This window comes from Shewanella sp. BJSY2023SW007 (assembly GCF_047314525.1).
Lineage (GTDB): Bacteria > Pseudomonadota > Gammaproteobacteria > Enterobacterales > Shewanellaceae > Shewanella > Shewanella chilikensis.
Genome location: NZ_JBKORL010000089.1, coordinates 112976 through 125449, shown reverse-complemented (window position 1 = coordinate 125449; position 12474 = coordinate 112976). Strand labels below are relative to the sequence as shown.

Below are 12474 nucleotides of genomic sequence, written 5' to 3'. Positions count from 1 at the left end.
GAGGCTGTTAATTACAAATAACGCTCACATGTTGTGGAAATGTTTAATGAAAATTATACAATGTTGCTCTATAAGTAATACATAAGTAGATCATTTGCATTTATTGAGTAACGGGGAGTCTGACAATGAAGTCAGCGTTTAAGTTTTGCTTCACTCTATTATGTAGTTTTCTTTTATTTGCCTGTGGTGGTGGTGGCAGTATTTCCGACGGTGGAGATGGCACAACGCCGACTCTGCCTACAGATACTTATACCATCAGTCTCAAGTTAACCGATGCCGATGGTGAGCCTTTATCGGAAGTCTCCAATGCCGTACCGGGAAAGCTGGTTGCGACGTTGAGCAAAAACGCAGTGCCATTCCAGGGCGGAAGAATTGTCTTCTCCGTTGAAGGTCAAGGTGTATTGGCTTCCGACAGTGGGGTTTCGGATGCACAAGGTGTGGTGCGAATAGATCTCTTGCCCGGCGATAAGTTGGGTTCGGGGACTGTAACAGCCCGGTATATTCCTGGCAGTGGCGATGGTGCTGAAGCTCAAGTCTCATTCAATACCAAAGGTGATGGTGGCGCCGATACCGGGGGAGCTCAGATATCCTTGGTGCTTGTTGCTGATCCTGACAGTACAACTCCTTTGGAAGCGATCACCTCATTAACGCCGGGCTATTTGGTGGCCAATGTCACCGGGATTTCCAAACAGACCATTGTCAAGTTTACCAGTGACAGGGGCGAAATCCCCATAGATACGGCGGCCACAGATAATGGTAAGGCCTATGTTCAGATCTTGGCCGGTACTCAGCCTGGAGCCGGGATTGCAACCGCGACTTTACTGTCCGGTGAAGAGACATCCCTGGTATTTAAAGTCGGTGCAACCAATGTGTTTATGGGCAGTGGCTCGCCATTTCAGGATGGGGTGGCAGCTGTGGCACCAGCCGTTGTCTCTGCTGGTGGTACAGCGAGTGTCAGTGTGACATTGCAGGATGATAACGGTAATCCTTTTGTCGAACCTGCTGAAGTTAAGTTTACTTCAGTCTGTGCCGGTAAAACGCCTTTGGAAGCGGAAATCAGTTCACCTGTCATTGCAGTTAATGGTGTCGCTACCAGCACTTATCTCGCCAAAGGCTGTGTCGGTGATGATACTATCAATATCAGTGCTAATGTCGGAGGCAAATCACTGACGGCCAAAGCCGTGGTCAATGTGTTACCGGCGAGCGTGGGCAGTATCTTTTTCATGGATGCGACTCCGCAAACTATCCGTTTGAAAGGCACGGGCGGTGCGGAATCGTCAACTGTTAGATTTAAAGTGCTGGATAAAAACAATAATCCTGTAAGTAATCAAAGAGTTAACTTTTCCCTCAATACAGACGTTGGTGATATAGAGATAGATCCTGTGTTTGCGACGACCAATGCACAAGGGATAGCCCAAACTGTTATTAACTCAGGAACCGTATCGACTTCAGTCAGGGTAACCGCTGAAGTGGATGGCAGCTTGCCATTGATTTCGTCCCAGTCCAGTCAACTGGTGATTTCGACCGGCCTTCCGGATCAGGACTCCTTCTCTCTTTCTGCTGATAACTATAACCCGGAAGGTTGGAATTATGATGGCGTTGAAGTCAAAGTGACTGCCAGGTTGGCAGATGCTTTCAACAACCCGGTTCCGGATGGCACTGCAGTTAGCTTTACCACAGAGGGTGGCGTCATTGAGTCTTCATGTACAACAACAGCCGGTGCTTGTACCGTGACCTGGACCAGCCAAAACCCTCGTCCTACAGGCAACACCCTTGGGGGCGGAGATCAACCGTCCCTGGATAACCTTGGTCAACCCTATGGCGGCCGGGTAACCATTCTTGCTACGGCAATTGGAGAAGAGTCGTTCCCGGATCTCAATGGTAATGGACGATTTGACCTTGATGAATGGGACGACTTCGAGAATAAACTTGATGTCTCCGGTCGTTCCTTTGATTTATCGGAAGCCTTCGTCGACCATAATGAAGATTATATGTATGACAGATCGCTAACCGGTGGAGAGTTAGAGACTTTTGTGGACTTTAATAATAGTGGTAGCTTTGATGAGTCGGATGGCGTTTATAACGGTAGTCTTTGCCGGCTTGATGACAGCAATAATCCTCACGAAGGGTGTTCAGCAACCGACAAGTCGCTCAATGTCAGGGCTTCTATTGTATTGGTGATGTCGGGTAGTGACCCGGTTGCTTCAACTCCTGAAATTACGGATAGCTGTACTGATGATAAGAACCAAGTGGATGTTTGTGACGGCCTCAATGACAACCAGACCTTGGATATCATAGGTAAATCCGTTGGCGCAGTATCAATTATTGTCGGGGATCTCCATAATCAACCCTTGCCATCCGGGACGAGTATCACTTTCAGCACCTCAGCAGGTAGTTTGGCAAGTAAGGGGAACTTTACTGTACTCTCAACCAATCAAAATAGCGCATTGGAGTATAGTGTGATGGTGAAAGGTGCCGACCAAGCCGATGCAGGTAGTCTGTTGATTGAAATCACCACCCCTAACGGAGTTTCCACCATCTTGCCCAGTATTCCCGTGGTTATTCATTAACTGAATAGATAACTCTCTGACAAGAGACTCAAGTGCCTGATGGAAACATCAGGCACTTTTTTTTGAATTCATCGAGGATCTCCGGCCTGCAATCTACCAAGAGTTATGGGGTCTCAATTTTAATATCTCGGTTTTAATCTCTTTGTTTTGTCCCTTTGTTTTGTCTCTTGGTTTTGTTACTGTTCCGGCCCATTGTTGAGCTACTAAAGTCCGTGGACTACTGAATTTTCAAAGCTTCAGATATTTAAGGGAATAAAAATGAGTGTTTCGATGTATCGCAATATGATTTGGTTGGTCGTAGAAAGCACAGATCTGGATGGAATCGTTGACCATCTGAAGGGGGAAGCAGATATCACGTCCATCAGTGATTTGGGATCTGCAGGCGATCTGAAGCTTATCTGGAAAACTTCACATCTGGTTGTCGCGGATCTTGATGGACTTATCTACCTTGGTGGTTGGGGCTTGCCGTTCCGGCAATATGGCCTCAGGGACAGTATGGAAATGCTGGATGAATGCCTACGCAATCTTTCAGAATTCGCTGCCAGGTTAAGCCAGAGATTTGGAAAAACTTATGGCTTCGGTGACCATCAAGGAGGTATATACAATTTTTGGTTTATGGCGGAAAACGGTCAGGTAACAAGAAAATATGCCGTGTATCATGACGGGCTCTATGAATATGACCAAAGCTACATCTCGGCGGGTGAACCCACTGAGGCAGAGGTACAAGCCGCTAAACGTTGTTATATTAATGGTTTGTCTACAGGGGGATGTTATCCGGATGGTGCGAATGTTCGGGAAATCGCTACTAACTGGGTTCTTGATCCGCAGCAGTTTTCGCAACGTTTGGTCAGAGCCAAGTTGATAGAGTGGAGCCTGAGAAAGCCCGTGGCATGAGAAGATGAAATACAAACTGTGGGGGACCTGGCATTGGTTGGCAAGGAATTTCAGAAAAACGATGACCTTCCTTAGATGAGTGCACTTGCAGTAAACATGTTTATTTTTAGAAGAGTTTATTGCTTGTGTCCATTTAAGCGACAGTTTTCAAGTCAACCCAAATCGCCAAGTGATGTTACTGGCATACCCGGCGGGAGTTTACCCTCGGCACCGACAGTAAAATCAACTGTGTCCGCTGCGCTCATATGGAGATCAGCGGCAAGATAGAGATCAAGGACTTTCCGCAGATGGCGCCCTTGAATGCCACAGATACGATAGTGGGTTGCCAAGGGCGTGGCTTACGGGTTTGTAAGTCACGCCGCAGAGCACAGATGAAACTTGTTCGCCCCTTTTTAGCAGCAGGCTTGCTTTAGCACCTGTAGTAGCCCGGTTTCAGAAGCTGCCAGCTCAGTTTGTTCGTTTAATACATCTGCCAGTATGGTGTCTGTGGTCAGCGGGTTGGCCAGCACCACCCGGAATACAGTCACGGTTTCTCTGTGATATCGGGCGGGTTGGATCCGGGTGCGGGACACAAAAGACTTGCCTTGTTCACGTTGTTTTTTCTGAATGGCACGAGTGAGGTCATCAAGAATGCCATTGATCTCTTTGACCTTTTCAAGATTGCCCTGTGCCAATTGCCGGTTCAGAGCAGTTTGTGCCCAAGAGGGGCACCAACGGTAGGTGAGCAGACACAACTCGGGCGGACTCACCAGTTCAAATTCGCTGTGTTGCTCAATCAAGCCGGCAAAGAAGCGGGCCTTTTCAAGCGAATTATTGATCAGTATTTCATAGCCTTCCTTGCCGATTATCTGCATGCAGGCATGCACCAGCATGGCCATTCCTGGACGGGAACCTTCCAGAGTCTGGCTGCCCAAATCCTTGGAACCTTTACGCAAAATATATTCGGCATGATGCACAATTGCCCGGGCCAGTTCAGGCTGTTTGAACAGCACCATACCGGCACCCATAGGAACATACATCTGTTTATGGGCATCTATGGTCACTGAGTCTGCCATTTCTATCCCTTTGAGCAGATGGCGATATTTGCTGGATAACAAGCTGGCTCCGCCCCAGGCGGCATCAACATGAAAGTGGCAATTGAGCTCGGTTGCCAACTCGGCCAGCTCAGGCAGAGGGTCTATGTTACCGGTTTCTGTAGTGCCGGCAACGCCAACTATCGCCATGACTCGGATGCCCTGCCTGGCCAGCTTGGTGGCCGCCTCGCGCATGGCGTCGACATCGACCTTATTGTTGGCATCGGTCGCGATTGAAACTATGTTATCTCGGCCAATGCCCAACAGATCGGCGGCTTTGCCCAGGGAGTAATGGCCGCGCTCGGACACCAGTATCGCCAGGCCCTTCCAACCGTAGTGGCAGAGCGCCGCGCCTAAGCCTTCGCGGTTGATACCGCGAAATTCATCGTCAGCCTTGAGCAGTTGGTTACGGGCAATCCATAGGGCGGTGATATTGGCTACAGTGCCGCCGGAGCAGAAGGCTCCCAGAGCATGATTGGCGCTGTGCATCCACTGGTGGTAGAAGTCGGTGGTTTCGCCATAAATGAGGTGATGTATCATTCCCAGCACCTGCCGCTCCAAGGGAGTGAAGGCCTTGGAGGTTTCGATTTTGACCAGATTCTGATTCAGGCCCACCATCATTTTCGACAAGGGCAACACGAAGTAGGGCAGTGCCGATGTCATATGGCCGATAAAGCTGGGGGCGGCGGTGTGTACTGAATGCGCCACCAAATTCTGCATCATCTCTTCTGTGTAGTCAGAAACAAATCTGGGTTGACGCGGGATTTCAAAGGCCTGGAAATCTTTTTCGATTTCACTCAGGGGCTTTTCCAGCGCGGCGATATTCTGGGTCAGGAAACCGGCGAGATCTTGAGACAATGCCTGCTCTATGCGGCTCAGGGTCGATTCCGGTGCTTCGGGCACGGTAAAGATACGCATCAGAGAGTTTTCTGAGGCGGTGGCCTGGCGTTGCTTGCTGGCGGTCATTGGGCTTTGGTCTCACACTGTATCTGCCTGTGTCTGCACAGGTCTTGAAATGGCAGCTCACTTTACTGCAAGGATTACGGTCAGACAAGTTGAAACTGAAACGAAAAAGCGGCGGGCCACAGAGGTTGGCCCGCGAAAAATCAATTGGCGTTATTCAGTTGCAGAGCCAGCAGAGCGGCGATATTGCTTGAGGTGCGCTGCAGATTGGTTCTGGCTTCGGCCAGCGCCTTGGGCAAGTCGCAGGCTGAGGGAATGATATCAAAAATGGCGCTCATTCCCTGCTCCAACACCAGCTCTGAGCCCGCTCCCAAACAGCCGGCAATACCAATCACGGGAATGTTGCGTGCCTTTGCCAGGCGCAAAACTCCCATGGGCGTCTTGCCATAGATGGTTTGTCCATCTATACGTCCTTCGCCGGTGATAACCAGTGCGGCGCCTTCGAGTTTGGCATCAAGCCCCACGGCCTGCATGACTATGTCGATACCGGGGCGCAGCTTGGCGCCCAGAAATGCCATTACCCCAAGCCCCATGCCACCGGCGGCGCCGGCGCCACTTTGCAGGCGCTTATCTTCAAAGCCGCTCTGAACCAGAATATCTGCAAAGTGGCCGAGGGCGGCGTCAAGCTCGGCGACCATTTCCTCTGTGGCTCCCTTTTGCGGCCCGAATACCGCCGAAGCGCCGCGCTCGCCACATAAAGGGTTGTCCACATCACAGGCCACTTCAAAATGGCAGTCAGTGAGCGCCGGATGCAGTTGGCTGCAGTCCAGTGTTGCCAGGGCCACGAGCGCCGCGCCGCCCGGGCCTATCTCCAGCCCGGCACTATCCAATAGTTTGGCGCCCAGCGCCTTGGCCATACCGGCGCCGCCATCATTGGTGGCACTGCCGCCAAGGCCGATGATGAAGTGGCGAATACCACGTTCCATGGCATCGACAATCAGCTCGCCGGTGCCGTAACTGGTGGTGAGCCTTGGATTGCGAAGCGCCGGGCTGACATGATGCAGCCCGGAGGCGGCCGCCATTTCGATAACTGCAGTTCTGGCGCCATGAGTGCCTTCTGTACCCAGAATGCCGTAATGGGCCTTCACTGGTTGTCCGAGTGGGCCACAGACTTCAAGCTCGACCAGGTGACCATTGGTCGCATCGACCATAGATTGCACTGTGCCTTCGCCGCCGTCGGCCACCGGCACTTTGAGGTACTCGGCATCCGGCAGCCTGTGTTTAAAGCCTGCTTCAATTTCATTGGCAACTTCGAGGGCGCTCAGGCTTTCCTTGAAGGAATCCGGTGCTATCACTATTTTCATCTGATTTCCTGTACAACGGGCTGCCGGTGAAACCGGCAGCAGCAAGGGAAGAGTTTAGAGCAGAACCAGGCTAAGCAGCCAGACGAAGATGATGGCGGTGATCCCCTGAATTAGGGTCGCCATGGTCTGAGCCCGATAGGCCTGGGCTACGCTCATACGGCTGAACTGAGTAACCACCCAGAAGAAGCTGTCGTTGGCGTGGGACACTGTCATGGCACCGGCGCCTATGGCCATGACGGTCAGCACCCGGCCCATTTCGCTGCCAAGGCCGATATCTCCCAACATGGGGGCTACCAGAGCCGAAGTGGCTACCAGCGCCACAGTGGAGGAGCCTTGAGCCGACTTCAGTGCCGCTGCCACCAGGAAGGGCATAAAGATACCTATACCCAGAGCTGACAGTGAAGTGCCGATAAAGTCACCGATAGGCGTGGCTTTGATCACAGCGCCAAAAGCGCCGCCGGCCCCGGTAATCAGCAGTATGGGGGCGGCAACAGCCAGGCCCTGTGAGATACGATCGGAAAACTCTTTGACCTTGTTGTCGCCCTTGAGCAGCAAGAGTGACAGCCCCAGGCCTATCATCAAGGCGTTGAGCGGTTGGCCGAGGAAATGGAACAGGCTGAACAGCATGCCTTCACCCATGGGCTTGGAAGGGAAGGCGGCGATAGAGCCAAGGCAGATCAGCAAAATAGGAACAAAAATAGGTGAGAACGCCGCCAAGGGGCTTGGCAGCTTGCCATAAGCAGCCTTGAGTGTTTCAAATTCTTCGGCAGAAGCCTTGAGCTCTTCGGCGCCTTCACCATCCGGCTCAGTGTTCATAAAGCGGTTGGCCCAGAGTAAACCGGCGAAGGCGGCAACGGCAGAAACCAGAATACCTACGGCAATCACCAGCCCCAGGCTGGCTTCCAGTTGCAGGTTACCGGCGGCGGCAATCGGGCCGGGAGTGGGCGGCACAAAGGTGTGGGTAGCATAGAGGCCGGTGGCCAGGGCGACGCTCATGGCAACGCTGGAAACCTGCATTCTATTGGCCAGAGACTGTTTCAGGCTGTTGAGGATCACAAAGCCCGAGTCACAAAACACCGGGATGGAAACGATATAACCTATGATGGACATGGTCAGAGTCGGGAAGCGCTGCCCGAGCACCTTGATGACCACATCGGCCATGGTGATGGCCGCGCCGCTCTTTTCCAGCACTGTGCCTATGATAGTTCCCAGGACTATCACCAGCCCTATATAACCAAGAATACCTCCAAAACCACCACTGATGGTTTTGGCGATTTCCCCGGCGGGCAGGCCGAATCCGAAGGCGGCGATAAATGACGCCAGCAACAGCGTCAAAAAGGGGTGTAGTTTAAATGTTGAGGTGGCGATAACAATAAAGATGATCACCGCCAATAGTACTAGTACCAGGCTCATAAGTGTCCCTTATTGGGTCGTTATTTGTGTAGGGTTGGGGCGCCGGCGCAAAGGCGGGCTGGCGATTATTATCCCAGTTGCCGCGCCGTGATGGCTTTAGGGGAAAATACGGAATTCCCCCCTGAAAGAGGGGAGTTTTTTGTGCGTATGCACAATTATTTGTGTTCCAGGCGACTGAGGACCTCTCCCAGGTAGAGTTGCAGTAATCCATCCAGGCTTTGCAGCTCTATGCCGGTGATCTCACTGATACGTTCCAGACGATACCTCAGGGTATTACGGTGAATAAACAATGCCTTGGCACATTGTTGCTGGTCGCCGAAGTGTTGCAGATAGGCACTCAGTGTACGCAGCAACAGGCCCTTTTTGTCATGCTGTTGCAGTTTGCGAAAAGGCGCAGCCAGTTCCTGACCGCGCCAGCTATTAACCAGCCCGGACAACAATACCGCCAGCGCGTGATCCTGATAGAGGTATTTGGTCTTTTCCGGCGCGCGTTTCTTTCCCAATCTCAGGGTTTCCAGCGCGGTTTGATATGAGCGCCGAATACCGCCTTCACCGGGAAAGAAATGCCCCAGCGCGATTTTGAGCCGGCCCTGGGTGTCGGCCGGCAAACGGGCAAGCAATTTCTCGATTCGCAGATCCTCAAGCGCCGGATCCCAGCTGCGACCATCGAGAAAGGCGGGTTTGAGGATCACCAACTGATCCATGGCGGTCATGGCCACCAGGTTGTCCCTTTGGGGATACTCGAGTAAGCGCTGGATCTCCTTGAGATCTGTGGCCTTGCTTTCGCCTTTGGCGAGTTCTATCACGGCGGCAACTCTGGGTTTTTGCAGATCTATCTGCAGCTGGGCGGCCCAGGCACAAAAATCGCTTTCGCTATAACTGTCACGTTTCAGCAGTTGCAGAATAAACTCTTCCCGCTGGCGTTTATGCCAGAGATCCAGCTCGAGGGAGTTGGCTTGCTCGACCATCATTTCGGCGGTCATTTTCAACAACTCGCCATAGTGCAGCAGCTCCGCCGGATTACCGGTAATGCCGACAACGCCGATTATCTTGCCGTGGTAGTGCAGCGGCAGGTTGATCCCGGGTTTGACGCCGTGCAGGCTGTGGCGACTGCCTTCATCTATCACTACAGTGCGGTTTTGGGCTATGGCCAGAAGGGCGCCTTCATGGACACTGTTGAGTCGCTGCTTGTCGCCGGAGCCGAGGATCACCCCTTGACTGTTCATCACATTGATATTGTGGTCGATGATATTCATGGTGCGATCCACTATCTGCTGCGCGGTCGCGGCGTCGAGAAAATACATGCGAGCCTCTAGGGTCTGTTGACCTTTCATGGTTGAATTTTGCTCGTACTAGACGCGTTTTAATCGCGACGCAAGGTATGCAGCCTAGGGGCCTAGGTAAATACCTTGCAACAAAAAGTAAAGCGCGTCTTGCTGAGCCCTTTGAGTAGCATTTGTCGTTGTTTGGTATAAAAAACGACAAAAGCTGCAAAAACCATCTTTAAGGGTCAACAGACCCTAATGTGCCAATAACTCGGCGACTCTCTGCCTGAGCCTGGGTAACAGGTTTTGCTCAAATTCCGGGTGCTGTTTAAACCAGAGGCGATTACGCGGACTCGGGTGAGGCAGCACCAGTTTTGTCGGCCACAGCGAGTCAGCTTCTGCCACGGCGGTGCTGACGGACGCCTTGGCCAGCGGACTGCCATTAAGGTGCCAGGCCATGGCGTATTTGCCAAGGATAAGCGTCAGCTCAATATTGGGCAGGGCGGCAAAAAGCCTTGGGTGCCAGGTAGCAGAGCATTCTGGCCGCGGCGGCATATCACCCTGCTTGCGACCCTGTTTTTCAACTGTTCCCGGATAGCAAAATCCCATGGGAATGACAGCAAACAGCCTGGGGTTATAAAACTGCTCTCGGCTCACCCCCAGCCACTGCCTTAGCCGGTCGCCGCTGGCATCGTCAAAGGGCAGGCCACGCTCATGGGTTATTCTGCCGGGCGCTTGCCCCGCGATTAAAATCCTGGCGTCAGGGTGGGCCTGCAGTATCGGCTTGGGCGGCAGCGGCAGTTTATCCCGGCACAGGGTGCAGGCTCGCACCTCATCGAGTAGCGGGAAATCACTGGGCAGAGCGGCAGTTTTCATTATATTTCCTGGTTTTTGATGGATATCAGACCCTACTTAGGCTTCGAAAACTAGGCTCCGAAAACTAGTCTCCGAAAATCAGGCACCGAAAAAATGTTGCCAGGCCTGAAAGCCTTCATACAATGTCAGCCCCAGCGCCGCCAGCAGTAACACTATCCGGCTGAGCTTAAAGCCGTTTTCTCTGCGCTGCTGCCAATCGCTAGCACTCCAGGCGATAAGCATCGCCGGGATAGTCAGTGGCCAGATGAAATTGGCCAGCAGCAACAATAAGGCGGAGGTTGCCAGCAGGCGCCAACCGGCCTGAGTCCCGGCGACCTTGGCCGAGTTTTTCAGTTGCAGTGGCAACAGCGCCAGTGCCACGGCTATCAACACCAGGCCGAAGTTCATACTGAGATCGGCAACAGAGGCATGATCCCAGAGGACAAGTAACAGGGTAATGAGCGGAATGGGCAAGGTCCAATAGATATGGCTGCGGACAAACCCAGGGCGGCTATATTGGCCGTTGAAGTAAAAAACCAGCTGCAGTAGCAGGTTAACCAGAGTAAAACCACCCAGCACCAGTATGGTAAACACCCCGGCCATTAACCCCTCGGGTTGTGCAGCCATGGCCGATAGCGGAAAAAGGGCGACCAAGGCACAAGGATATTTCAACTTCATCAATAGATTCTCATCATAAAGGTTGCGCCTTACATTGGCTTAAAGGCGAAAGGCTTGCAAGTGCTTGATGGCTGTTATGGGATGGCTCTGAGACTATGAGGAAAAAAGGGGCAGTTCCGTCCGCCCAAGCTCACAAGGTAACAGGGAGGTGGGCCGGAGGAGCCGGCCCACGAAAGGTAAACTAATCTGCTATAGCTTCCTTAGTTTTGAAAGGGGGTGTTTTCAGCAAAGTATTCGTGGCTGTCGGCGTTTTGAATCGCCTGGGCAGGATTACTCAGGGCCAGCGATTTGGCGCCACTTTGGCCGTAGACAATGTCATCGGTTCCCGCCACCACATTGAAGTGACTCATTTCATGGACTATGGTGCCGCCCTTGGAGTCGGTGCCCGATACCGGTGCGCTCCAGAAGGCGTTACACATGTAGATCTTGTAGGGTTGAGTCGGGTAAACGTAGGCGTAATAGCTCTTCTTACAGCTGCAATCGAAGGTCAGTGGCTGATTGTTCAAGGCCGAGTCTATGGCACTGAAGTTACTGCTGACGCTATTCCAGCGGCTGCTGTTGTAACTGCCAAACCAGGTGGCATAACGCACTGAGCTTGAGGGGTTGTTGTTGCTCGCGAGGTATTGTTTGCTGTCGGCCGCCATGGCGCGGGCGGCGTCCAGTCCCGCCAGAATATCGCTCTGTTGGGAATTGCTGCAACGGCCGGTAAAGCTGATACCGTCGGGTGACGTACCGCCATCGCCACTGCCGGGTTTACCCTTGTTGGCGCCGGACTTGAATTCACGGCCTTCCACATAGAAGCTGACCGGATCTGAATGTATCCCTTCTATCCCTAAGCGGGCCAGCTTCTTTTGTTGGCCCGGGTTGGGGGAGAAGAGTTGCAACGAACTGACATCATAGCTTATCTCGTAGTTGCCGCTGCTGCTCATGTCGTAAAGTGAGGACAACTCTACCTGATAGGACACACTCTCACCGGATTTGAGCTTGATATAGTCCTGTTTGCCGGGAGCCGGGCGTTTGAAATGGGCGCCCAGATAGTGACGGTCAAGGCCATCGGCATTGACTTTGAACAGGGATTCTTCCACTCCATCAGCGGCTGTGTACCACTTGAGCAGTTTTACCGGCTGGTTGGCGTCATTGGTCAGGGTCACAGTGACCAACACGTTATCACTGGCCTTATAGCTCTGCTGGCTCATCTCCAGGCTGGCACGAATGCCATCGGCCAGCACGCTGGTACTGGAAAGGGCCGCGAGCAAGGCTATTCCTTGTAGTGTATGAGTGATTCTCATGCCTTTGTCCTCAGGTCATATAATCTTAATTGTTATAATTGTTGCGAAGATGTAACGTTTCGCAGTGTAAGCTGCAAAAAGGGCCGCTGGCAAGAGGAATTTTACCGAATGCTTGTTGGTTTGAGGTGAAGGTGGGAAGAGATAAAAAAGCCCGCGAAAAGCGGGCTTTT

General features: G+C 52.5%; 9 protein-coding genes. 2 read left to right on the top strand and 7 right to left on the bottom strand.

What is annotated here, in order from left to right:
- Nucleotides 1-125: 125 nt before the first annotated feature.
- Nucleotides 126-2570, top strand: a complete 2445-nt coding sequence (locus ACMHXE_RS15110; RefSeq protein ID WP_234555245.1) for an Ig-like domain-containing protein — start codon at nucleotides 126-128, stop codon at nucleotides 2568-2570.
- A 258-nt stretch (nucleotides 2571-2828) separates the two neighbouring features.
- The gene (locus tag ACMHXE_RS15105; RefSeq protein ID WP_165565301.1) at nucleotides 2829-3464 is read left to right on the top strand and encodes a hypothetical protein; all 636 of its coding nucleotides are present in this window, start codon (nucleotides 2829-2831) and stop codon (nucleotides 3462-3464) included.
- A 392-nt stretch (nucleotides 3465-3856) separates the two neighbouring features.
- Here the strand turns inward: ACMHXE_RS15105 and panP are convergent, their stop codons facing one another.
- The 7 genes from panP to ACMHXE_RS15070 form a co-directional block, all read right to left on the bottom strand.
- The gene (panP, locus tag ACMHXE_RS15100) at nucleotides 3857-5503 is read right to left on the bottom strand and encodes a pyridoxal-dependent aspartate 1-decarboxylase PanP (RefSeq protein WP_165565300.1); all 1647 of its coding nucleotides are present in this window, start codon (nucleotides 5501-5503) and stop codon (nucleotides 3857-3859) included.
- 140 nt (nucleotides 5504-5643) lie between these two features.
- Complete coding sequence (locus ACMHXE_RS15095; RefSeq protein WP_101053322.1) at nucleotides 5644-6804, bottom strand: glycerate kinase; 1161 nt, start codon at nucleotides 6802-6804, stop codon at nucleotides 5644-5646.
- A 54-nt stretch (nucleotides 6805-6858) separates the two neighbouring features.
- Nucleotides 6859-8217, bottom strand: a complete 1359-nt coding sequence (locus ACMHXE_RS15090; protein WP_025886739.1) for a GntP family permease — start codon at nucleotides 8215-8217, stop codon at nucleotides 6859-6861.
- A gap of 155 nt (nucleotides 8218-8372) precedes the next feature.
- Nucleotides 8373-9521, bottom strand: coding sequence for a sugar diacid recognition domain-containing protein (locus tag ACMHXE_RS15085; protein ID WP_039033869.1), 1149 nt, complete (start codon nucleotides 9519-9521; stop codon nucleotides 8373-8375).
- A gap of 216 nt (nucleotides 9522-9737) precedes the next feature.
- Entirely contained in the window at nucleotides 9738-10358 is a 621-nt protein-coding gene (locus ACMHXE_RS15080; protein ID WP_234555236.1) for a uracil-DNA glycosylase family protein, read from the bottom strand.
- 78 nt (nucleotides 10359-10436) lie between these two features.
- Nucleotides 10437-11015, bottom strand: coding sequence for a hypothetical protein (locus ACMHXE_RS15075; protein ID WP_413732708.1), 579 nt, complete (start codon nucleotides 11013-11015; stop codon nucleotides 10437-10439).
- 200 nt (nucleotides 11016-11215) lie between these two features.
- Nucleotides 11216-12304, bottom strand: coding sequence for a M35 family metallo-endopeptidase (locus tag ACMHXE_RS15070; protein WP_109247650.1), 1089 nt, complete (start codon nucleotides 12302-12304; stop codon nucleotides 11216-11218).
- Nucleotides 12305-12474 lie beyond the last annotated feature (170 nt).

Coding starts and splice junctions, on each gene's coding strand:
- ACMHXE_RS15105 (WP_165565301.1), top strand. CDS start 2,829: ATGAGTGTTTCGATGTATCGCAATATGATTTGGTTGGTCGTAGAAAGC.
- ACMHXE_RS15070 (WP_109247650.1), bottom strand. CDS start 12,304: ATGAGAATCACTCATACACTACAAGGAATAGCCTTGCTCGCGGCCCTT.
- panP (WP_165565300.1), bottom strand. CDS start 5,503: ATGACCGCCAGCAAGCAACGCCAGGCCACCGCCTCAGAAAACTCTCTG.
- ACMHXE_RS15090 (WP_025886739.1), bottom strand. CDS start 8,217: ATGAGCCTGGTACTAGTACTATTGGCGGTGATCATCTTTATTGTTATC.
- ACMHXE_RS15085 (WP_039033869.1), bottom strand. CDS start 9,521: ATGTATTTTCTCGACGCCGCGACCGCGCAGCAGATAGTGGATCGCACC.
- ACMHXE_RS15080 (WP_234555236.1), bottom strand. CDS start 10,358: ATGAAAACTGCCGCTCTGCCCAGTGATTTCCCGCTACTCGATGAGGTG.
- ACMHXE_RS15095 (WP_101053322.1), bottom strand. CDS start 6,804: ATGAAAATAGTGATAGCACCGGATTCCTTCAAGGAAAGCCTGAGCGCC.
- ACMHXE_RS15075 (WP_413732708.1), bottom strand. CDS start 11,015: ATGAAGTTGAAATATCCTTGTGCCTTGGTCGCCCTTTTTCCGCTATCG.
- ACMHXE_RS15110 (WP_234555245.1), top strand. CDS start 126: ATGAAGTCAGCGTTTAAGTTTTGCTTCACTCTATTATGTAGTTTTCTT.